The sequence below is a fragment of the Microbacterium sp. SY138 genome (assembly GCF_039729145.1).
Lineage (GTDB): Bacteria > Actinomycetota > Actinomycetes > Actinomycetales > Microbacteriaceae > Microbacterium > Microbacterium maritypicum_A.
Window position 1 is genome coordinate 727,159 of record NZ_CP155793.1, and the last position, 19,875, is coordinate 747,033.

At 68.9% G+C, this 19,875-nt stretch carries 22 protein-coding genes and 1 tRNA gene; 18 read left to right on the plus strand and 5 right to left on the minus strand.

The genetic code is table 11. The annotated features are described in order from the left end of the window. Positions 1-25: 25 nt before the first annotated feature. Positions 26-661: a GyrI-like domain-containing protein gene (locus ABDC25_RS03310; protein ID WP_021198171.1), complete on the plus strand. Its 636-nt coding sequence runs from the start codon at positions 26-28 to the stop codon at positions 659-661. A 62-nt stretch (positions 662-723) separates the two neighbouring features. Beyond that, positions 724-1,524 (plus strand): DUF1206 domain-containing protein, encoded by an 801-nt coding sequence (locus ABDC25_RS03315; protein ID WP_021198170.1) that lies wholly within the window; start codon positions 724-726, stop codon positions 1,522-1,524. Positions 1,525-1,556: 32 nt separating this feature from the next. Here the strand turns inward: ABDC25_RS03315 and ABDC25_RS03320 are convergent, their stop codons facing one another. Then, positions 1,557-2,204: a LysE family translocator gene (locus ABDC25_RS03320; RefSeq protein WP_021198169.1), complete on the minus strand. Its 648-nt coding sequence runs from the start codon at positions 2,202-2,204 to the stop codon at positions 1,557-1,559. A 156-nt stretch (positions 2,205-2,360) separates the two neighbouring features. Continuing rightward, positions 2,361-2,789: a nuclear transport factor 2 family protein gene (locus ABDC25_RS03325; protein WP_331280346.1), complete on the minus strand. Its 429-nt coding sequence runs from the start codon at positions 2,787-2,789 to the stop codon at positions 2,361-2,363. A gap of 55 nt (positions 2,790-2,844) precedes the next feature. On the opposite strand from ABDC25_RS03325, the gene ABDC25_RS03330 reads away from it, so the two are divergent. The 8 genes from ABDC25_RS03330 to ABDC25_RS03365 all read left to right on the plus strand — a co-directional run bounded on the left by ABDC25_RS03330 (position 2,845) and on the right by ABDC25_RS03365 (position 8,680). Further along, complete coding sequence (locus ABDC25_RS03330; RefSeq protein WP_021198167.1) at positions 2,845-3,225, plus strand: helix-turn-helix domain-containing protein; 381 nt, start codon at positions 2,845-2,847, stop codon at positions 3,223-3,225. Positions 3,226-3,267: 42 nt separating this feature from the next. Further along, positions 3,268-4,575, plus strand: coding sequence for a SufS family cysteine desulfurase (locus ABDC25_RS03335; RefSeq protein ID WP_021198166.1), 1,308 nt, complete (start codon positions 3,268-3,270; stop codon positions 4,573-4,575). Beyond that, positions 4,572-5,006 (plus strand): Fe-S cluster assembly sulfur transfer protein SufU, encoded by a 435-nt coding sequence (sufU, locus tag ABDC25_RS03340; RefSeq protein ID WP_021198165.1) that lies wholly within the window; start codon positions 4,572-4,574, stop codon positions 5,004-5,006. The genes ABDC25_RS03335 and sufU overlap by 4 nt, the downstream gene beginning before the upstream one ends. Positions 5,007-5,022: 16 nt before the next feature. Then, a complete protein-coding gene (locus ABDC25_RS03345) occupies positions 5,023-5,988 on the plus strand; it encodes a GNAT family N-acetyltransferase (protein WP_021198164.1) in 966 nt (321 codons plus the stop codon). A gap of 59 nt (positions 5,989-6,047) precedes the next feature. Then, positions 6,048-6,689: an NAD(P)-binding domain-containing protein gene (locus tag ABDC25_RS03350; RefSeq protein ID WP_021198163.1), complete on the plus strand. Its 642-nt coding sequence runs from the start codon at positions 6,048-6,050 to the stop codon at positions 6,687-6,689. Positions 6,690-6,800: 111 nt separating this feature from the next. Further along, positions 6,801-7,466 (plus strand): GntR family transcriptional regulator, encoded by a 666-nt coding sequence (locus ABDC25_RS03355; protein ID WP_029266074.1) that lies wholly within the window; start codon positions 6,801-6,803, stop codon positions 7,464-7,466. A gap of 108 nt (positions 7,467-7,574) precedes the next feature. Continuing rightward, complete coding sequence (locus tag ABDC25_RS03360) at positions 7,575-7,820, plus strand: hypothetical protein (protein WP_021198161.1); 246 nt, start codon at positions 7,575-7,577, stop codon at positions 7,818-7,820. Continuing rightward, the gene (locus tag ABDC25_RS03365) at positions 7,817-8,680 is read left to right on the plus strand and encodes a hypothetical protein (protein WP_021198160.1); all 864 of its coding nucleotides are present in this window, start codon (positions 7,817-7,819) and stop codon (positions 8,678-8,680) included. Before ABDC25_RS03360 ends, ABDC25_RS03365 begins: the two co-directional genes overlap by 4 nt. A gap of 25 nt (positions 8,681-8,705) precedes the next feature. Here the strand turns inward: ABDC25_RS03365 and ABDC25_RS03370 are convergent, their stop codons facing one another. Next, positions 8,706-9,545 (minus strand): SDR family NAD(P)-dependent oxidoreductase, encoded by an 840-nt coding sequence (locus ABDC25_RS03370; RefSeq protein WP_347124826.1) that lies wholly within the window; start codon positions 9,543-9,545, stop codon positions 8,706-8,708. Positions 9,546-9,675: 130 nt separating this feature from the next. Between ABDC25_RS03370 and ABDC25_RS03375 the strand changes: the two genes are divergently transcribed. From ABDC25_RS03375 to ABDC25_RS03400, 6 genes are all read left to right on the plus strand, one after another. Next, the gene (locus tag ABDC25_RS03375; protein ID WP_021198158.1) at positions 9,676-10,260 is read left to right on the plus strand and encodes a hypothetical protein; all 585 of its coding nucleotides are present in this window, start codon (positions 9,676-9,678) and stop codon (positions 10,258-10,260) included. A 64-nt stretch (positions 10,261-10,324) separates the two neighbouring features. Beyond that, positions 10,325-10,397 (plus strand) — tRNA-Arg (locus ABDC25_RS03380). 189 nt (positions 10,398-10,586) lie between these two features. After that, the gene (locus ABDC25_RS03385) at positions 10,587-12,047 is read left to right on the plus strand and encodes a pyridoxal-dependent decarboxylase (RefSeq protein ID WP_021198157.1); all 1,461 of its coding nucleotides are present in this window, start codon (positions 10,587-10,589) and stop codon (positions 12,045-12,047) included. Continuing rightward, on the plus strand, positions 12,044-13,369 hold the full coding sequence (locus ABDC25_RS03390; protein ID WP_347124828.1) for a lysine N(6)-hydroxylase/L-ornithine N(5)-oxygenase family protein: 1,326 nt from the start codon (positions 12,044-12,046) through the stop codon (positions 13,367-13,369). The genes ABDC25_RS03385 and ABDC25_RS03390 overlap by 4 nt, the downstream gene beginning before the upstream one ends. After that, complete coding sequence (locus tag ABDC25_RS03395) at positions 13,366-13,947, plus strand: GNAT family N-acetyltransferase (RefSeq protein ID WP_084487211.1); 582 nt, start codon at positions 13,366-13,368, stop codon at positions 13,945-13,947. The genes ABDC25_RS03390 and ABDC25_RS03395 overlap by 4 nt, the downstream gene beginning before the upstream one ends. Then, positions 13,944-15,731, plus strand: coding sequence for an IucA/IucC family protein (locus ABDC25_RS03400; protein WP_347124831.1), 1,788 nt, complete (start codon positions 13,944-13,946; stop codon positions 15,729-15,731). The genes ABDC25_RS03395 and ABDC25_RS03400 overlap by 4 nt, the downstream gene beginning before the upstream one ends. Before the next feature lie 96 nt (positions 15,732-15,827). On the opposite strand, the gene ABDC25_RS03405 is transcribed toward ABDC25_RS03400, so the two are convergent. Beyond that, the gene (locus ABDC25_RS03405) at positions 15,828-16,763 is read right to left on the minus strand and encodes a LysR family transcriptional regulator (protein ID WP_021198155.1); all 936 of its coding nucleotides are present in this window, start codon (positions 16,761-16,763) and stop codon (positions 15,828-15,830) included. Between the two features lie 71 nt (positions 16,764-16,834). On the opposite strand from ABDC25_RS03405, the gene ABDC25_RS03410 reads away from it, so the two are divergent. Further along, positions 16,835-18,565: an FAD-binding protein gene (locus ABDC25_RS03410; RefSeq protein WP_347124833.1), complete on the plus strand. Its 1,731-nt coding sequence runs from the start codon at positions 16,835-16,837 to the stop codon at positions 18,563-18,565. A 102-nt stretch (positions 18,566-18,667) separates the two neighbouring features. Beyond that, positions 18,668-19,462, plus strand: a complete 795-nt coding sequence (locus tag ABDC25_RS03415) for an APH(3'') family aminoglycoside O-phosphotransferase (protein ID WP_031206646.1) — start codon at positions 18,668-18,670, stop codon at positions 19,460-19,462. Positions 19,463-19,476: 14 nt separating this feature from the next. Here ABDC25_RS03415 and ABDC25_RS03420 read toward each other — a convergent pair whose 3' ends face one another. Beyond that, positions 19,477-19,785, minus strand: coding sequence for a hypothetical protein (locus ABDC25_RS03420; protein ID WP_347124835.1), 309 nt, complete (start codon positions 19,783-19,785; stop codon positions 19,477-19,479). Positions 19,786-19,875: the final 90 nt, after the last annotated feature.

A 19,875-nucleotide genomic window follows, 5' to 3' on the forward strand; every position in this document is an offset into this window, starting at 1 on the left:
GGCGCACGATCAAGGAGGGCACGTCATGGCGGCGATCGATCCCAAGAAGACGCTCGACGCGTATCGCGCGAAGAGGGGAGAGTTCCGCATCGTCGAGGTGCCGCCCCTGCAGTATCTGATGATCGACGGGGCAGGCGACCCGAACACCGCACCCGCGTACCGGGAGGCCGTGTCCGCCCTGTTCCCGGTGGCCTATGCGCTGAAGTTCGCGAGTCGGAACGAGCTCGGCGTCGACACGGTGGTGATGCCGCTCGAAGGACTCTGGCATGCACCGGACATGGAGTCGTTCACCTCGCGCCGCGACAAGTCGGCGTGGATGTGGACGATGATGATCATGGTCGGCGACCACATCACCGGGGCGATGTGCGCGGCTGCGGTGGAAGCCGTCGCGCAGAAGGCAGCGAAGAAGAAGGAGTCGATTCCGGCACTGGAGTCCGTGCGGTTGGAGACGCTCGACGAGGCCACCTGCGTGCAGACGCTGCATGTCGGCCCGTTCGACGACGAAGGTCCGGTGCTCGACGATCTGCATCACCGCTTCATCCCCGAGAACGGGCTGCAGATGCGAGGACTCCATCACGAGATCTACCTGAGCGATTTGCGTCGCGTCGATCCGGCGAAGCTGCGCACGATCCTCCGGCAGCCGGTCATGCCGCGCGCCTGAGCGGTGGATACCGGGAAAGCAAGCCCCTCCTCGGCTTCCGGTGCGACGGATACGCTTCAACGATGAGCACGGTCAAGAATGCGGCACGCGTCGCCAAGAGGTCGTCGACGTTCCGACGGATCGCCCGTGCCGGTTTCGTCGTCCTGGGCCTCATCCACGTCATCATCGGCTCGGTGGCGATCTCCATCGCGGCGGGCGCCTCCGGCGACGCCGACCAGGACGGAGCGATGGAGCAGATCCGCCAGAGCCCGATCGGAGGCCTGCTGCTCGTGCTCGTGGCCGCCGGGCTGATCGCGCTTGCCGTATGGCAGATCGCCAGTGCCTTCCTCGCCGCCGACCCGGCCGAGACGAAGAAGTGGGGTCAGCGCGTCAAGCTCTTCGGCATCGCCGCCGCGTACCTCGTCGTCGGGGGCATGGCCCTGATCTACGCGGTGGGTGGCAACGCCGACTCGGAGACGGCCTCGAAGACCCTGAGCGCGGTGCTGCTCTCGGCGCCGGGCGGCGTGGCCCTGCTGGTCGTCGTGGGGCTCTCGGTCGTCGGGGTGGGGGTCGGGTTCGTCGTCGGCGGTTTCACCCGCGGCTTCGAGAAGCTGCTCGACCTGCCATCGGGGGTCGCTCGCGGGGGCATCGTGACGCTGGGAGTGATCGGCTACTTCGGCAAGGGCATCGCGGTGGCCGTGACCGGGGTGCTGTTCGTGGTCGCCGCCGTGACACAGGACCCGGAGAAGGGCGCAGGGCTCGACGCTGCTCTGCACAGCCTGCTCGAGCTGCCCCTGGGAGGACTCGTCCTGGGGCTGGTCGGCGCAGGCTTCGCGGTCTACGGCGTCTTCTGCATCGCTCGGGCCCGCTTCGCTCGCATGTGACCTCCAGGCACGTGTGAGCGTTCAGGCCGCACTCAGGCGGTCGCGGGCTTCTCGCTCCACACCAGAAGGAACGCTCCGAGAGCGATCATCAGTCCGCCGCCTGTCGCGCCCATCGCCTCGATGCGTCGTGGGGAGCGACCGAACCAGTCGCGGGCGGCACTCGCGAGGAGCACCCACACCGCGTCGCACGTCACACCGATGGTGACGACGATCGCCCCGAGCAGGAAGAGCTGCGCGGGGACGGAACCGGCATGCAGATCGACGAACTGGGGCAGGATCGCGAGGAAGAAGGCGATGGACTTCGGGTTGGTCACGCCGACGACGAAGCCTTCGCTGAGGAGTCGCCACCCCGAGCGCCGTGCCGGTGCCGCGATCATGGCCCGCGCCGCATCCTTCCGGTGCCTGATCGCCTGGATGCCGAGGAAGATCAGGTAACCGGCGCCGAGCACCTTGACGATCGTGAACAGCACGATCGACTGTGCGATCACGGTGCCGACGCCGAGCGCGACGGCCACGACGAGGACGATCGACCCGACGGCCGTGCCGAGGATGCTGAGGAACCCGCCCCAGCGCCCCAGCACCATGGCCCGGCCGATCGTGAACAGCACCGTCGGCCCGGGGATCACGACCATGACGAACGCGGCGACGACGAAGGCGAGCAGCGTGTCCGGGGCGATCATGGGATGAGCCTAGAGGCGCGGGCGCCGGGCGGTCGAGGCCCGGCCACCCGGCGCTGCCGGATCAGGTGCTGCCGGAGACGGTGCTGCCGGATCCGGTGCCCTCGATCAGACCGTGCCCTCGATCAGACGGTGCCCTCGATCAGACGGTGCCCTCGATCAGACCGTGCCCCAGAAGCGGTCCTCCGCGTCCTGGTCCTCGCTGATCAACCAGACCTCGACGATGCGGTCATCGGCGACGCGGAAGACGTCGACGCCGTGCTGGTCGAGGTCGTCGCGCCCTTCGCGCTGGGCACGGAAGCGCACGGTCGCTGAGACGAGTGCGCCGCTCTCGGTCGCCGATTCGGTCTCGAGGGCGAAGGTTCCGCCGCTCAGTTGCATGAACCGGCCGAGGTGCGCGAGGATCGCGTCGGGACCGACATGGTCCCCCGAGACCTGGCTCTCTCCGGGCTGGTGCCAGACGGCGTCCGCGTGGAAGGTCGCGGCCAGCGCCTCCATGTCTCCGGCGGCCATGGCCGCACCATACTGTCCTACGACGTCGATTGCCGACATGATGCTCCTCCTGGATGGGTCGGTACTGTGGAGCATCCAGCGTCTCGACCGGGACGCGGTTACTTCAACGTCACCGGGGAAGGAGCGGCGGATGTCGCGCACATGGACGGTGTTCTCCGCCAGTTGCCCGTCGCGCGCGTCCCTCGCCCGCATCGCGAACAAGTGGACCGCGATGATCGTCGTCCTCCTGCACGAGCAGCCGCTGCGCTTCGGCGAGCTGCACAGCCGGATGGACGGGATCACGAAGAAGGTGCTCGTCGACACACTCCGCGCCCTCGAACGCGACGGGATGCTCGAGCGGGCGGTCGGTGACGACGGTCATCCCCGGTACCGACTCACCCCGCTCGGGCGGACCCTGCACGAGCCGCTCCAGGCGCTGCAGGTCTGGGCGGAGTCGCACGTGGAGGATGTCCGCGATGCGCAGGACCGCTACGACGAGGCCGCCGACGCGAAGACGCTCGACGGGCGCTGACGCCTGCGCCCACCCCCTGCTCACAGGTGGGAAACTGGAACGATGAGCGTTTCTCCCGGTGTCGACCTGATCGCCCCCTTGAACGAGGCCGAGGTGCGGCGCATCCGCGGGGACTTCCCGATCCTGGGAGCGCAGGTGCACGGGCATCCGCTCGTGTATCTCGACTCGGGGGCGACGTCGCAGCGCCCGACCGCGGTGCTCGACGCCGAGCGTGACTTCGCGACCTCCATGAACTCCGCGGTGCACCGTGGCGCGCACACGCTCGCCGCCGAGGCGACCGAGCTCTTCGAAGACGCGCGCGCCGCCGTCGCCCGATTCGTGGGCGCCGCCGACGACGAGATCGTCTGGACCTCGAACGCGACCGAGGCGATCAACCTCGTCGCGTACTCGCTGTCGAACGCGTCGCTCGGGCGCGGGGGAGCGGCCGCCGAGGGGCTCCGTCTCCGCGAAGGCGACGAGATCGTGACCACAGAGATGGAGCACCACGCGAACCTCATCCCGTGGCAGGAGCTGGCGGCGCGCACCGGCGCGACGCTGAAGGTCATACCCCTCGACGACCACGGGGGCCTGCGGCTCGACGTCGCGGCAGAGCTGATCACCGCCCGTACGAAGCTCGTCGCGTTCACCCATGTCTCCAATGTGCTCGGTGTCGTCAACCCCGTCGATCAGCTCGTCTCGCTCGCGCGCGAGGTCGGCGCGCTGACGCTGCTCGACGCCTGCCAGTCGGCACCCCACCTCCCGCTCGACGTGCGTGCCCTCGGGGTCGACTTCGCCGTGCTGTCCGGTCACAAGATGCTCGGACCGACCGGCATCGGCGCCCTCTACGGTCGGCGCGAGGTGCTGGCAGCGATGCCCCCGTTCCTGACGGGCGGTTCGATGATCACCACGGTGACCACGACCGAGGCCGAATATCTGCCGCCGCCCCAGCGCTTCGAAGCGGGAACGCAGCGCGTCTCGCAGGCGATCGCGCTCGCCGCGGCCGTGGGATACCTGACCGAGGTGGGGATGCCGCGCATCGCCGCGCACGAGGCCGCGTTCGGCCGCCGTCTCGTCGACGGGCTGAGCGCGATCGACGGCGTGCGTGTGCTCGGCGCCGGTATCGACCTGCCCCGCGTCGGCCTCGCGAGCTTCGACGTCGAGGGCATCCACTCGCACGACGTGGGTCAGTTCCTCGACGACCGCGGCATCGCCGTTCGCGTCGGCCACCATTGCGCGCAACCGCTGCACCGCCGCCTGGGTGTGACCTCCTCCACCAGGGCGAGCACCTACCTGTACACGACCGAGGCCGAGGTGGACGCCGTGATCGAGGGCGTCGCCGGAGCGATCGACTTCTTCCGGAGGGGCGCATGAGCGACCTGCAGAACCTGTACCAGGAGCTGATCCTGGACCACTCGCGCACGCCGCACGGCTATGGACTCCGCGACGAGATCCCCGCGCAGTCCCACCAGTTGAACCCGACCTGCGGTGACGAGATCACCCTGCAGGTGCACCGCGATGCCGACGGCAGCGTCGAGGCGATCGCCTGGGAGGGGCACGGCTGCGCGATCTCGCAGGCATCGGCGTCTCTGCTGGCGGAGCTCGCGGAAGGACTCAGCGTCGAAGACCTCGAGGTGCGCATCGCGGCCTTCCGCGAGGCGATGCGATCCCGCGGCACGATCGAACCGGATGAAGAGCTCCTCGGTGATGCCGCTGCCCTCGGTGGGGTGTCGAAGTACGTCGCGCGCGTCAAGTGCGCCATGCTCGCCTGGGTCGCCGCGGAAGACGCGCTCACGCGCAGCTGAGGTGCAGGATGGACGCATGTCCCTGCACCTGACGCCCCTCCCCTCCACCCGCTTCGAGGCGTGGGCGACAACCGCACGGCAGCGCCTGATCGACCGGAACAGGGAGTCGGGGCGACGCCTCGGCGCGGACGCTGTCGGGCACGTCGAGCAGGTGTTCGGCGACCTGTTCCCGGAGGACGGTGCGACCTCGACGACGCGGGTCATGCGCATCGTCGACGATGCGGACGGCGAACTCGGAACACTCGTGCTGGCCCTGAGCGGACAGAAGATGCTCCTGCTCGACCTCGACCTCGACCTCGACGTCGGCCTCGGCGGTGCCGAGACACTGAGCGATGCCCAGAACGAAGGGCTGCTCGCGCTCCTGCTCCCGATCGCGCGCGACATGGGCGCCACCCAGATCGGGGCGCAGCTCTTTCCGCAGGACACGGCCGGACGGGTATTCGCCGAACAGGGCGGATTCGAGGTGGCCTCGATCCAGATGGTGCTCGAACCGCTTCCGGTGCGCGACCCCGCTTCCCGCGTCGAGGTGTCGCCGATGACCGCGGAACGCTTCCCCCGCTTCGCGGCAGCGTCGGAGGAAGGGTTCGCGCACGACCTCGTCGCGTCGGGGCGCTACACGCCCGAGGAGGCGATCGCCGAGTCGCATCGCCAGATGGTCGAGGAGCTTCCCGACGGGCTCGATACCGAAGGACAGGAATTCTTCACCGCTGCTGTCGACGGAACCGAGGTCGGCATCCTGTGGTTCGGGATGCGGCGGCGTGACGGTCGTCCGCAGGCGTTCATCCTCGACATCGAGGTGGCCGCGGATCAGCGCCGGAAGGGATACGGACGCGCGTTGATGCACGCCGCCGAGAGAGAAGCCCGCAGGCTCGGCGCGGACTCGATCGGGCTGCATGCCTTCGGCTTCAACACGGGGGCCGTCGACCTGTATGAGCAGCTGGGCTACCGCCGCACCGAGGAGAGCCTGCTGCGCGAGGTCTGAGCCACGGTCACGCGAGCACTCGACGGGAATAGCCCTGAGCGCGAGGCGTTGGGGCCAACATGACAACTCTCGGAATCATCGGTGCAGGACACATCGGCAGCCAGGTCGCACGCGTCGCGATCGCGAACGGCTACGACGTGGTGATCGCCAACTCGCGCGGACCGGAGACACTCGCCGACCTGGTCGCCGAGCTCGGGCCCAGGGCTCGGGCCGCGACGGCGCAGGACGCGGCCGCTGCCGCAGACGTGGCCGTCGTCACTGTGCCCCTCGGCGCGATCGACCAGCTCCCGGCCGAGCAGCTCGCGGGCAAGATCGTCCTCGACACCAACAACTACTACTTCGAGCGGGACGGACACATCGAAGCCCTCGACAAGGGGGAGACCACGACGTCGGAGCTGGTGCAGCGTGCGCTCCCCGGCGCGAAGATCGCGAAGGCGTTCAACCACATCTTCGCCTCGGAGATCACGTCCGACGGAACGCCGGCCGGCACCCCCGACCGTCGCGCGCTGGCCACGGCCGGCGATGACGTGGAAGCCGTGGCCTTCGTGACGCGCTTCTACGACGAGGCCGGCTTCGACACCGTCAACGTGGGTCCGCTCAGTGAGTCCTGGAGGGTCGAGCGCGACCGCCCGGCGTATGTGGTGCGGCAGACTGCCGAAGAGCTCACGGCGAACCTCGCGATCGCGAACCGCCTGCCCTGAGCATCGTCGGGGGCGAGGGAGGAGCCCTCGTCCCCGCCCGGGCCGCCGCCGCTGCGAGGGCTTGGGATACCAAAAGTTGAGGAACACCGCCGGGAGTGCGAGAATGCCCAGATGGCGGGGGCTATAGCAGGAGGCGGCGAACTCGAGTCGGTGAGGGTCACGCGCATCCTTCGCGATGACATCATCCTCGGGCGGCGGATGCCGGGGTCGCGCCTGGTGGAGCGCGACATCGCGGCAGAGCTCAATGTGTCGCGACTTCCGGTCCGGGAGGCCATCCGCACGCTCGTCGCGGAGGGGATCGTCGTCGCCCGTCCCCGCACCTGGGCAGTCGTGCGGGAGTTCACCCATCGGGACATCCAGGACTTCGCCGAGGTGCGCGAGGCCATCGAGACGCTGATCTTCGTGTTCGCCGCCGAGCGGCACGACGAGGCCGGTATCGCCCGGATCCGCGAGGTCTACGAGCGTGAGCTCGCGGCCGCGAAGGCGCAGGATTCCGAGGCTGCGAGGGTGGCCGCAGCGGAGTTCCACGAGGTCGCCGTCGAACTCGCGGCGAACGAGATGCTCGGAGAGCTCATCGCCGTGTTCCTCACGCGTCTGCGCTGGTTGTTCGGTCAGCACGACGATCTGCTCGCGATGGCGGACGAGCATCGCATCATCCTCGAGGCGATGACTGCGCGTGACACCGAGGCATTGCGCCGGATCGTCCCCGCGCACCTCGCCAGTGGTCAGTCCGCAGCCGAGCGGCGCCTCGCCGAGAACAGTGACCTGACGGCCTGAGCTGCCGGTTCGCCCTGACGCAGGTCGGGGGACCGCAGAGTCGGCTCCGGTTGTATATTGGGGCGATCGGAGTCGGTCCGGAACTGTTGCGCTGTCCTGGGGAGCGAGATGCGGAGTCTTGCTGTCGCGGTCGGATGCCTGTTGCTCGTCGGCGGGATCACGCTCGTCGCGATCGCGGATCAGGAGCGCATGGCGTCGATCGCCGCGGTCAAAGCGGAGATCGCACGCGTCGAAGGCGCGCTGGACACGTCGCGCGGCGAGAACCGGGAACTCGCCGAGAAGCTCACCGCCCTGCGGTCGAAGCTCGCTGAGCAGGACGCGCAGATCGCCGACACGACGGGGTTCCTGCCGTGATCCGCCGGGTGCTGGCCGTCACCCTCGCCGCCTCGGTGCTGCTCATCTCGGGGATGATCGGCAGAGCTGACGCCCTCGAGCACGAGAGAACGACCGCTGTCGCACAGCTCGTCGCACTGAACGGCCAGTATCGCGACGCCGGCCAGCGCACCGACTACCTCGACGGGGCCGTCGAACGCGCAGAGCAGGAGACCGCCGATCGCGCCGCCGTCCTTGCGCTGCGGCCCGCCTTCCTCGCCGAGGTCCAAGCCCTGACCGCCGCACTCCAGGGAGCCGAAGGTCGGGTGGATACGGCCGCGCATCGCGCCGCCGCCCTGTCGGCACAGCAGGCCGTCGCCGCCGAGAAGGAGAACCCCGATACCGTCGCGGCGGCCACGGCGACCCTGCACGCGCTCACGGAGAAGGTGGGCACAGAGGTCGCGTCCTGGCAGGCGGCACAGAGCTCGGGTCCCGGAGGGCCGATGTGGTCGTCGAGCGGTCCGGAGGGGTACGCGCGGGTGCGGGCAGCCCTCGACCTCGTCGGTGGTGGGGGCGTGGGACTCTACGAGTCCTCGTCGTGTGCGGGCGGGAACGCCCCGGCCTGCGCGAACAGCAACGGATACATCAAGTACCGCGCCGACATCGCGAACTGGAGTGCCGGTCGGTTGAACTGGGCGATGGCGCATGAGCTCGCGCACATCTACCAGTTCCGCGTATGGGGCGCGCTCACCTCATCCGGGGCGTACGGGGCGCTGTTCGGCGGTGACCCGGAGTTCCTCGCGAACTGCATGGCCGTGGTGCGGGGCTATCCCGGATCGGTCGGCTGCAACGGCGACCAGCAGGCGTGGGCCTCGGCCATCTGGGTGGGCACCGTCCGCTGAGCGGGAGCCTGTCGCCGGCGTCGCCTCAGGTCGCCGGCGTCGTGGTGTCGATCGCCGCGCGCAGCGGGCGACGCATCACTCGCCAGTAGGAGGCGGGAGCGATGCGGGTGAGCACGTCGATCAGGCGGGCTTCTCGCCCGACCATCGTGCGCGCAGCCCGTCGTTCGGTCGCCCGCACGATCCGGGCCGCGGCATCGGTGGGCTCGGTGTGGTACATCGCGGCCTGCGCGGCGGCGGCCCGGGCCGCCACCTCCGGGTCGATCGCCGCGGCGTAGCGACCGTGCAGGATGATCCCGGTGCGCACCCCCGCAGGGTAGACGGCTCCGACGCTCACCGAGGTGCCCTCGAGCTCGTGCCGCAGAGCCTCGGAGAACGCGCGCACCGCGAACTTGCTGACCGCGTACGGGATGCGGCCGGCGGGGGCGGCGAGTGCGTAGACGCTCGCCAGGTGCGTGATGTGCGCGGCCGGCGCGGCGCGGAGCGCGGGGAGAAGGGCTTTGGTGACCGAGACCGTTCCCCAGAGGTTCACGTCGGTGAGCCAGCGCATTTCCTCCATGGTGAGCTGGTCGATGTCGCCGAGCATCGACGAGCCGGCGCACGTGATCAGGGCGTTGATGCGCGGGTGGGCCTCGGTGATGTCGGCGGCGGTCGCGAACACGGTCTCGTCATGGCGGAGGTCGACGACGTGCGTCGTCACGCGCGCGCCCTGCAGTTCGGCCGCGATCGTCGCGAGTGACGCGGCGTCGTGGTCGATGAGCGCGAGGTGCACTCCCCGAGCCGCCAGCAGGCGTGCGATATCCGCGCCCATCCCGTTCGCCGCTCCGGTGATCACGGTGGTGCTGCCGGTGAGTTCGAGGTGCTTCATTGCTCTCCTGCATGGCGCGATCCTGGTGCGAACCCGCGGATGTCGGATGGGTGGGGCAAGCTGATTCCGAACCATTCTGGCCGACACCGGGCTGCAGTGATACCGGTACGCTCAAGGAGAGGAGGTACCGGTGGGACGGACAGCGGATGCCATCGCCGAGGGCGTTGCGATCGCGACCGCTGCGGCGCGCCTCGCCGTGAAGAACCACATCCTCATCGGCACCATCGCCGAAGACGGCGTCTTCGACATGGACAAGTACATCGACGACGCGCGTGAGGCGCTTCGTGCCATGGCCGAGGAGTCGGAAGAGGCCGCTGCCACCGTCACCGCGTTGCGCAAGAGGGCGAGGGGCCGGCACTCCGATCCGGTGGGGACGCACGACTACCGCGACCGCGATGTGCGCAACCTCCGCCGACGTGCCAAGCAGTCCACCGGCGTTGCCGTGCGCCTGCGAGAGATCATGCAGGACCGCGATCGGCTCGCCGAGATCGTCGAGGAGGCGCGTGACGCCGCCTGGGCGGATGTGCGCCACAACCTCGACCGCCGACTGCGGGTCGAAGGCATGCGTCCGGATCAGGATCCCGATTACAACCGCATGCGCGAAGCGCGGATGCAGGCCCTTCGACTCGTCGATCTGCAGGCGCTCTCGTCGGAGCAGAGGGCCAAGGCCAAGCGCCGGAAGAAGCAGCAGAAGGCTGCGTCGGTGGAGGACTGAGGCCTCGTTTCGCTTTCGCGTCGGGACTGTTGTAGGCTGTTCTACGGCCCGCTGAGCGGGCTGGGCGCCCGTAGCTCAATGGATAGAGCATCTGACTACGGATCAGAAGGTTAGGGGTTCGAGTCCCTTCGGGCGCACACTGTGTTGAGACAGTGAAGGAACGGCTTCCACTTCGGTGGGGGCCGTTTCTGCGTTTCTGCCCGCTGTCATCGGTCCTCGATGCTGCCGCATCCGCCCACGTCCGCATCCGCCCACGTCGCGAGTTTTTCTATACAGTCCAAAAATCATATGTAGGATAGGCAAACCTAACTTAGGAGTTGTCCATCGTGACTGAGCTGCTCACTTCCTCGACCGTCGACGTCTACCGCTCCCAGATCGCACGCACGGCGTCTCGGGTGGCCGCAAGGTTCACCGAAACCACACAACCCACGTCCGGCGCCTCGCTCGCAGAACTGCAGAAACTCGTCGATCGGGTCGACCTCGCCGGCTCCGGCATCGGCACCGCGTCGGCCATCCGTGAGATCGATGATCTCTTCCTCGCCCACGCCGTGTGGTTTCACCACCCCCTGTATGCGGCGCACCTGAACTGCCCGGTGGCGCTCCCCGCCGTCGCGGCCGAGACGATCCTCGCCGCGGTCAACACCTCGGTCGACACCTACGACCAGTCGACGGTGGGCACGCTGATGGAGCGTCGGCTGATCGAGGCCGTGACGGGATGGGTGGGGTTCGCCTCGGGCGACGGCATCTTCACCTCCGGGGGCACGCAGTCGAACCTCCATGCGCTGTTCCTCGCCAGAGAGGCGGCACTGGCGGCGGTCGGCGGCTCGCGTACGACGTCGATGTCTCGCTTGGTCGTCTTCGCCACGGCATCCAGTCATTTCAGCGTCGGCAAGTCGTCGCTGCTGCTCGGCCTCGCCGACGATGCGGTCATCGAGGTGGCCGACGACAGCGCAGGGCGGATGCTTCCGGCTGACCTCGATGCGGCGGTCTCTGCGGCTGTGGCGGAGGGGCGGGTGCCCATCGCCGTCGTCGCCACCGCAGGCACTACGGACCGCGGCGTGATCGACCCGCTCGCGAGCATCGCCGCGGTGTGCGACGCCCGCGGTCTGTGGCTGCACGTCGACGCTGCCTACGGAGGAGGACTCCTGGTCTCGTCCCGGCGCCGGCACCTTCTTGCAGGCATCGAACGGGCACGGTCCGTCACCGTCGATTTCCACAAGAGCTTCTTCCAGCCCGTCTCCTCCAGCGCCCTGCTCGTGCGCGACCCCCGGGATCTGGTTGCGGGCGCCTGGCACGCCGATTACCTCAACCCGCGGGAGAACGACGAACCCAATCAGGTGGACAAGTCGCTGCAGACCACGCGCCGTTTCGACGCGCTGAAGCTGTGGGCGACGCTCCGATCGATGGGGACGGCGCAGGTCGGCGAGCTGTTCGACGCGGTCATCGATCTCGCCACGGCCGCCGGCGATCTGGTCGACGCCGATCCCGAACTCGAGCTGGTGGGTCGCACCCAGCTCAGCACCGTGCTCTTCCGCGCGCGTCCCGGGGATGTGCCGCCCGCAGTGCAGGATGAGCTCGTCGCGGGGGTCCGGCGCGTGCTCTTCGAATCCGGCCGTGCACTCGTCGCGAAGACGGTGATCGACGGACGGCCCTGCCTGAAACTGACTCTCCTCAACCCGGAAGCCACCCTCGACGACGTCCGAACGATCCTGGACATCGTGAAGGACGCGGCGACTGCTCTCGCGGGCATATCGCCGGATCTCGTCGCCGCGGAGGCGACGGCATGACCGCGCACGTGCACGACGTCGTCGGCATCGGCATCGGCCCGTTCAACCTGGGGCTCGCCTGTCTCGCGGATCCGCTCGGGGTGGACGCGGTGTTCCTCGACCGTGCGGAAAGCTTCCGATGGCACCCCGGGATGATGATCGAGGGCTCGACCATCCAGGTGCCGTTCCTGGCCGACCTGGTCACTATGGCCGATCCCACCTCGCGCTTCTCCTTCCTCAACTGGTTGAAGCAATCGGGGCGGCTCTACCCGTTCTACATCCGTGAGAGCTTCTATGCGCTGCGTACCGAATATGACGCGTACTGCCGCTGGGCGGCCGAGCAGCTGCACCAGCTGCACTGGAATCACGAGGTCGTGCGGGTCGAGCATGACCCTGTCGACGACGTCTACATCGTGCAGGCGATGCGCACCGACACCGGCGAGGAGCGCACACTGCGCACCCGTCACGTCGTCGTCGGGGTCGGCACGAGCCCCACGATCCCGACGGCTCTCCGCGACATCTCCGGCCGTGCCGTGCACAGCTCGGCATACCTGGAGAATCGTGATGCGCTTCGCGCGACGGATTCGATCACGGTGGTTGGCAGCGGCCAGTCGGCGGCCGAGATCTACCGCGATCTCCTCGAGGGTGCGCGCGAGGGCGGCTATCGTCTCGACTGGATCACCCGGTCGCCGCGGTTCTTCCCCATGGAGTACACGAAGCTCACCCTGGAGATGACCTCACCGGAGTACACCGATCACTTCCATGGCCTTCCCCTCGCACTGCGGCAGCACCTGAGTCGGGAGCAGCGGAGCCTCTACAAGGGTGTCTCCTGCGACCTCATCGACGACATCTACGACACCCTCTATCGGCTCAGCGCCGAAGGTCCAGTGCCCACGACGCTCCTCGCCGATACCGAGGTCACCGCCGCCGAGTGGGACGGCGTGCGCTTCCGGCTCTCGTTGCGGCACGGCCAGCTCGGAGAGCAGCACGACAGGGAGACGGCCTCGCTCATCCTCGCCACGGGGTACTCTGCCCAGACGCCGCCTTTCCTGCAGGGCATCGCCGACCGTCTGGACTGGGATGCTCTGGGCAGGATGGACGTCGCGCGCGACTACAGCGTCGACGGCGGACGCGGGCGGGTCTTCGTGCAGAACGGTGAAGAGCACACCCATGGGTTGACCGCCCCGGACCTCGGCTTCGGCGCCTGGCGCAACTCGTCGATCCTCTCGTCGATCCTCGGTCGAGAGGTCTACCCGATCGAGCGCCGCATCGCGTTCCAGGACTTCGGTGTCCCCGCCGATGCCCTCCGGGAGTCCACCGTGCCCGGGGCGGTCGTGCGATGACGACGACGACCGGGATCGGAGTATCGCTCACCGTCGCCAGCCCCCTTCGGGACGCGGCTATCCTGCACCGCTGGCTGGCCGATCCCCATTCGGCGTACTGGGGCATGACCGACCTGGATGTCCCCGCCGTCGCGGCCTATCTCGCCGCTGTCGATGCTGATCCCGCCCAGCAGGCGTGGCTCGGGCTGGTCGACGAGGTCCCGCTGTTCTACGCCGAGACCTATGACCCGGCGCAGGTGCTGCTGACAGAGGTCCACGACGCGGTGCCGGGCGACATCGGCATGCACGTCCTGGTGTCACCTCCGGGCGAGGACCCCCGACACGGGCTGACCGATGCGGTGTTCGCCGCCGTGATGTCGTGGTGCTTCGATGAGCTCGGCGCGGAGCGCGTGGTCGTCGAACCGGATGTGCGCAACGCGCGCATCCGCGCGAAGAACGTGCGCGCCGGCTTCGACGAGGTGCGCCACGTCGTCATCGACGAGGGCGGGCACCTCAAGACCGCGATGCTCTCGGTGTGCACCCGCGCCGGCTTCGCGGCGTCCGACCTGATCCGCCTCGACCGAGAGGGACGCGCATGATCGCCCCCGCCGCCCACCTGACGATCGATTCGCTGGAGCGCGCACAGCGTCACCTGGTGGCCAAGGCTCTCGCGGAGTTCAGCCACGAACGGCTGATCGCCCCGGAGCCCTCCGGCGATGGTTGGCGCGTCGGTGTGCCCTCCACCGCCGTCGAGTACCGGTTCCGCGCCATGCGTACCGAGCTGGAGCACTGGATCATCGAGGAGAGCAGCATCCGTCGCCTCATCGACGGTACAGATGCCGTGCTGGACGCGCAGCAGCTGATCCTCGAGCTGCAGCCGACCCTCGGCCTGTCGGATGAGCTTCTCCCGTTGTACCTGGAAGAGATCGCGTCCACGCTCGCTGGCTCGATGTTCAAGATCGCGCGGGGTGGGCCGTCGGCGCGGGAGCTGGCCGGCGCCGACTTCCAGACGATCGAGGCGGCGATGACCGAGGGGCACCCTGGTTTCGTCGCGAACAACGGGCGCATCGGCTTCGGTGTCTCGGATCATGCCACCTTCGCTCCCGAGGCCGCCCGGTCGTTCCGCCTGGTGTGGGTCGCCGCGCGACGGTCAGCATCGCATCTGGCCCTCGGCGCGGATCTCACCGAGGAGACCCTGCTTTCGGGCGAGTTGAGCCCGACCGAACGCGATCGCTTCGCCACCCGTCTTCGCGACCTCGGCGAGGAGCCGGCCGACTTCCACCTGCTGCCGGTGCACCCGTGGCAGTGGGAGAACCGCGTGACCATCACCTTCGCCCCCGACCTCGCCCGACGCGACCTCGTCTACATCGGCGAGAGCGAAGACGACTATCGCGCCCAGCAATCGGTGCGCACCATGTTCAACGTCTCCCATCCGCATCGGCACTACGTGAAGACGGCGCTCGCTGTGCAGAACATGGGGTTCCTTCGGGGGCTCTCTCCGGCGTACATGCGCGTCACACCCGCGATCAACGACTGGGTGGCCGAGCTCGTGGCCGCCGACCCGACATTCGCGGATGCCGGCTTCCGAGTGCTCCGGGAGCGCGCGTCGATCGGCTACACGGGCGACGTGTACCACCGCACCGCACAGCCGTCCGCCCACCGCAAGATGCTGGCCGCCCTCTGGCGCGAGAGCCCTGTGCCGTTGGCAGCCGGGGCTGAGCGACTGGCGACTCTGGCGTCGCTCCTGCATCGCGACGGCGAGGGCGTCTCGGTGGTCACCACGCTCATCCGTGCTTCCGGTATCCCCGCGACCGCGTGGGTCCACCGGTTCCTTCGCGCGTATCTCCGGCCGATCGTGCACAGCCTGCTGGCCCACGATCTCGCGTTCATGCCGCACGGCGAGAACCTCATCCTCATCCTCGAGGGGAACGTGCCGACCGGTGTGTTCATGAAGGACATCGGTGAGGAAGTAGCACTACTGTCCGAGCGCACGCTGCCGGAGGAGGTGCGACGCATCGTCGCCCCCGTCGGCGACGAGGAGAAGGCGCTCGCCGTCTTCACCGACGTCTTCGATGGGGTGCTCCGGCACCTGGCGGGCATCCTCCACATCGACGGCACCCTGACTGAGGGGGGCTTCTGGCGCCTGGTCGGAGAGACGGTCGATGAGCATGCCGATGGGCATCCCGACCTCGAGTCACTCGTCGATCTGCGGGCCGATGCATTCGCCCATTCGTGCCTGAATCGTCTGCAACTGCGCAACACGCTGCGCATGGTGGACCTCGCGGACCAGTCCGCTTCCCTCATGTACGCCGGAACGCTCGACAATCCCATCGGTCGGGCGCGCAGCTCGTCGCCCATTCCGCTGTCGACCCAGGGAGGGTGAGCGGATGACCAGCGGTGGTTCGCGACGTCCTCGGCATCCCGCGCATCCGGGCGATGGATGTGCGGGACCGTGGATGTGCGGTCTCGTGGAGCGCGATCAGAGCAGGCTGGTGATCGCCGGGTCGCGGTCGGCGACATCCGCGGCGGTGGCGACGATCACCTGGCGGATCGCGGCGACGGCAACGGCCGGAGTGACGTCTGCACGGTGGGCGAGGCTCACCGTGCGGGTCATCATGGGGTGCGTCAGCCGCACCGAACGAAGAGCGGGGCGATCGAGCAGAACCATGGCCGGCACCACCGCGACGCCGACGCCGCGCTCGACGAAACGCAGCACCGCATCCATCTCGGCGCCCTCGAGCACATGGGTGGGTCGGAGTCCCTCGGCGCGGAAAGCCGCATCGGTGGTGGCTCGAAGCTCGTAGGTCTCGTCGAGGGCGATCAGGGGGAGGGTGGCGAGGTGGTGAAGCGTCATCGACGCCGAACTCGACACCGGTGGCTCGCTCGCGGCCGAGACGACGACCAGCTCCTCGGTGAGGAGCGGGGTCCGCGTCAGGCTGAATCCCGAGGGAGGAGGTCCTTCGGACTCGGTGATGAGGGCGATGTCGACGGCGCCGACCGCGAGCTCCTCGACGAGTCGGCGAGAGCCGCTCTCCGTCAGGTGCAGATCGATGCCGGGATGCGCGGAATGGAAAGCGCGGATGGCCTCGGCGACCAGGCTGATGCAGAGCGTCGGAGGGGCGCCCAGGCGCACGCGTCCACGGCGGAGTCCGGCCAGCTCGCCCATCTCGTCGCGGATGGCGTCGGCCTCGGCGAGCATGCGCTGCGCGCGGGGGAGGAGGGTCTCGCCGGCGGCTGTCAGCGCGATGTGGCCGCGTGCGCGGTGGAACAGTTCCGCGCCCAGTTCGCGCTCGAGCGTGGAGATCTGCCGGCTCAACGACGGCTGCGCCAGATGCAGGTGCTCGGAGGCGCGGGTGAAGTGTCCGAGACGCGCGACCTCGACGAACCCGCGGAGTTGCTCGAGGTTCATGACCATAGCCTACCCGCATCGTTTCAACTCGAACTATGCATTGGAGTTATTAGGATCCCCTAACTAGCGTGGATCGCATGGCTACGCGCGAACGACAGATATCCACCACGGTCCTCGTCATCGGCACTGGAGGGTCGGGTCTGCGGGCGGCGATCGAGATCGCCGAACACGGCGTGGACGTGCTCGCCGCGGGGAAACGACCGCGGCAGGATGCGCACACGTCGCTCGCCGCCGGCGGCATCAACGCGGCGCTCGGCACGATGGATGCCGACGACAGCTGGCAGCAGCACGCAGCCGACACCATCAAGGAGAGCTACCTGCTCGCCAACCCGCACACCGTCGAGATCGTGACGCAGGGTGCCGAGCGTGGCATCCGCGACCTCGAGCGCTGGGGCATGGACTTCGCCCGCGAAGACGACGGCCGCATCTCGCAGCGCTTCTTCGGCGCCCACACCTTCCGCCGCACCGCGTTCGCCGGCGACTACACGGGCCTCGAGATCCAGCGCACCCTCGTGCGCAAGGCCGAGCAGCTCGAGGTCCCGATCCTCGACCACGTCTACATCACGCGCCTGCTCGTGCGCGACAACGTCGTGTTCGGCGCCTACGGCTTCGACCAGGCCGACGGCACCCGCTACCTCATCCACGCGGACGCCGTGATCCTCGCCGCGGGCGGACACAACCGCATCTGGCGCCGCACCTCGTCCCGCCGCGACGAGAACACCGGCGACTCCTTCCGTCTCGCGGTGGACGCCGGCGCGCGGCTCCGCGACCCCGAACTCGTGCAGTTCCATCCGTCGGGCATCATCGAGCCGGAGAGCGCAGCGGGAACCCTGATCTCCGAGGCCGCACGCGGTGAAGGCGGAATCCTCCGCAACGCCCTCGGCGAGCGATTCATGGCGAAGTACGACCCCGAGCGCATGGAGCTCTCGACCCGTGACCGCGTCGCGCTCGCCGCGTACACCGAGATCCAGGAAGGGCGCGGCACCGAGAACGGCGGCGTCTGGCTCGACGTCTCGCACCTGCCGCGCGAGACGATCATGACCCGTCTGCCGCGCGTCTATCAGACGATGATGGAGCTGCAGATGCTCGACATCACGACCGATCCGATCGAGATCGCGCCGACCGCGCACTACTCGATGGGCGGCGTCTGGGTGCGTCCGGAAGACCACCAGACCGACGTCGACGGCCTCTATGCGATCGGCGAGGCGTCGAGCGGTCTGCACGGCGCGAATCGTCTCGGCGGCAACTCGCTCATCGAACTCCTCGTCTACGGACGCATCGTCGGTCAGGCGGCAATGGAGCATGCGGCGGGGCTCGACGCGCAGCGCCGGTCGGCGACCGCGGTGGCGGAAGCGCGGGCCGAGATCGACGATCTGCTGGCGGCCGAGGGGCGCGAGAACGTCCGTGCCCTGCAGCGCGCGATCCGCAACCTCATGACCGAGTACGCCGGTGTGGTGCGCTCGGAGGAGGGGCTGCGCGCCGGTCTCGCCGACCTCGACATGATCGAGGGGCGCATGGAGGACATCGGCATCCACCCCGACATCGCCGGGTTCCAGGACCTCGCGCATGCGTTCGACCTCAAGGCATCGGCACTCGCCGCCCGGGCCACCCTCGAGGCCGCGCTGGAGCGGCGGGAGACCCGCGGATGCCACAACCGCAGCGACTTCCCCGACACCGATCCCACGTTGCAGGTGAACCTGGTGTGGTCGCCGAAGGACGGCGTGACCCGTGAGGCGATCCCAGAGATCTCGCCGGAGATCGCGGAGCTCATGCGCGAGGTCGACACCGCGGGCAAGCTCGTCGAGTAAGAGCACACTGCGGCTGCTTCCGGTCGCACCTGCTGTCGTCCCGCCGACGATCGGGCAGCATCAGGTGCGACCGGAGCGGGTCCGGTGCGGGAAGATGAGCAGATGCACATTCCCGCAGAACTGCTCCCCGATGGTGCGGACTGGCTGCCCGTGGAGAGTGGCGAGTCGGGCGCGGCCGTGCTTCGCGATGAGGCCGGTGGGCGATACGTCAAGGTGGTCCCCTCGTCGCAGGTGGACGAACTGGCGGCCGAGCGCGACCGGATCGCATGGCTCGCGAGCGTCGGCATCCCCGGTCCGTCGGTGATCGAGTGGCGTCTCACCGCGCACGGCGGTGCCCTCGTGACCTCGGCGGTGGAGGGAGTCCCCGCCGACCGGCTCGATGCGGCCGGTCTGCGTGCGGCGTGGCCGGCGATCGCCGACATCCTGCGGCGTCTCCACGCCGTCCCGGTGTCCGACTGCCCCTACGGCCGGGGAGTGGACGGGATGATGACGGCAGCCAGAGCGACGGTCGCCGAGGACCGGGTGCAGACCGAGTTCCTGCCCGTCGCGCTGCAGGATGTGCCGCCGTCGCGGATCCTCGCCGACCTCGAGAGCGAGCTCCCGCGACGGATCGTCCAGGAGCAGGCAGAAGCGGTGGTCTGCCACGGCGACTTCTGCCTGCCGAACATCCTGATCGCGCCCGACGGCTCGCACGTCGCCGGACTCATCGATGTCGGCCGGCTCGGGCGTGCCGACCCCTACGCCGACATCGCCCTGCTCCTGGCGAACGCCCGCGAGACGTGGCCCGACGAGAGCACCGCCCGTCGGGCGGACGAGGACTTCGCTGCGCGGTACGGCATCGATCTCGACTCTGCCCGTCAGGACTTCTACCTGCGGCTCGACCCGCTGACCTGGTAGCGCGGTCGCGGGTCTCAGCCGGCCTGCGGCTCTTCCGTGTCGACCACGCCGATGCCGACCGCCTCGTGATCGGGCTCGGGCTCGTCGCGCTTCGGGGCTTTGGGCTCCTCGCCCGGGGCCTTCTCGGTGCTCGGCTCTTCGAGGTCTTCGGTGCGGGGCACCTCGTTCGGGTCGGCGTCTTCGGGGGACTCGGCTTGTGCCGGTGTCGTGACCTCGCCGTCGCTCGTGTCGGAGGTCGAGGTGGGAGTCGGAGTCTGCGCCTCGGCGGAGAGCTCGGCGGAGAGCTCGTCGGTGGGCTCGGGCTCGGGAGTGCTGTCGGTCATGGGGACCCCTTTCGATGATGTCGTCCGCTCAGGATGCCTCGGCGGCGGATGGGGCTGTAGGGGGTTGACGGGACGGCGAGTTAACCTCGG

Bases quoted from the DNA above. Each gene is read 5' to 3' on its own strand.
- ABDC25_RS03410 (WP_347124833.1), top strand. From the start codon at position 16,835: ATGGCTACGCGCGAACGACAGATATCCACCACGGTCCTCGTCATCGGC.
- sufU (WP_021198165.1), top strand. From the start codon at position 4,572: ATGAGCGACCTGCAGAACCTGTACCAGGAGCTGATCCTGGACCACTCG.
- ABDC25_RS03355 (WP_029266074.1), top strand. From the start codon at position 6,801: ATGGCGGGGGCTATAGCAGGAGGCGGCGAACTCGAGTCGGTGAGGGTC.
- ABDC25_RS03310 (WP_021198171.1), top strand. From the start codon at position 26: ATGGCGGCGATCGATCCCAAGAAGACGCTCGACGCGTATCGCGCGAAG.
- ABDC25_RS03320 (WP_021198169.1), bottom strand. From the start codon at position 2,204: ATGATCGCCCCGGACACGCTGCTCGCCTTCGTCGTCGCCGCGTTCGTC.
- ABDC25_RS03360 (WP_021198161.1), top strand. From the start codon at position 7,575: ATGCGGAGTCTTGCTGTCGCGGTCGGATGCCTGTTGCTCGTCGGCGGG.
- ABDC25_RS03370 (WP_347124826.1), bottom strand. From the start codon at position 9,545: ATGAAGCACCTCGAACTCACCGGCAGCACCACCGTGATCACCGGAGCG.
- ABDC25_RS03405 (WP_021198155.1), bottom strand. From the start codon at position 16,763: ATGGTCATGAACCTCGAGCAACTCCGCGGGTTCGTCGAGGTCGCGCGT.
- ABDC25_RS03415 (WP_031206646.1), top strand. From the start codon at position 18,668: ATGCACATTCCCGCAGAACTGCTCCCCGATGGTGCGGACTGGCTGCCC.
- ABDC25_RS03395 (WP_084487211.1), top strand. From the start codon at position 13,366: ATGACGACGACGACCGGGATCGGAGTATCGCTCACCGTCGCCAGCCCC.
- ABDC25_RS03390 (WP_347124828.1), top strand. From the start codon at position 12,044: ATGACCGCGCACGTGCACGACGTCGTCGGCATCGGCATCGGCCCGTTC.
- ABDC25_RS03350 (WP_021198163.1), top strand. From the start codon at position 6,048: ATGACAACTCTCGGAATCATCGGTGCAGGACACATCGGCAGCCAGGTC.
- ABDC25_RS03315 (WP_021198170.1), top strand. From the start codon at position 724: ATGAGCACGGTCAAGAATGCGGCACGCGTCGCCAAGAGGTCGTCGACG.
- ABDC25_RS03345 (WP_021198164.1), top strand. From the start codon at position 5,023: ATGTCCCTGCACCTGACGCCCCTCCCCTCCACCCGCTTCGAGGCGTGG.
- ABDC25_RS03335 (WP_021198166.1), top strand. From the start codon at position 3,268: ATGAGCGTTTCTCCCGGTGTCGACCTGATCGCCCCCTTGAACGAGGCC.
- ABDC25_RS03420 (WP_347124835.1), bottom strand. From the start codon at position 19,785: ATGACCGACAGCACTCCCGAGCCCGAGCCCACCGACGAGCTCTCCGCC.
- ABDC25_RS03325 (WP_331280346.1), bottom strand. From the start codon at position 2,789: ATGCTCCACAGTACCGACCCATCCAGGAGGAGCATCATGTCGGCAATC.
- ABDC25_RS03330 (WP_021198167.1), top strand. From the start codon at position 2,845: ATGTCGCGCACATGGACGGTGTTCTCCGCCAGTTGCCCGTCGCGCGCG.
- ABDC25_RS03400 (WP_347124831.1), top strand. From the start codon at position 13,944: ATGATCGCCCCCGCCGCCCACCTGACGATCGATTCGCTGGAGCGCGCA.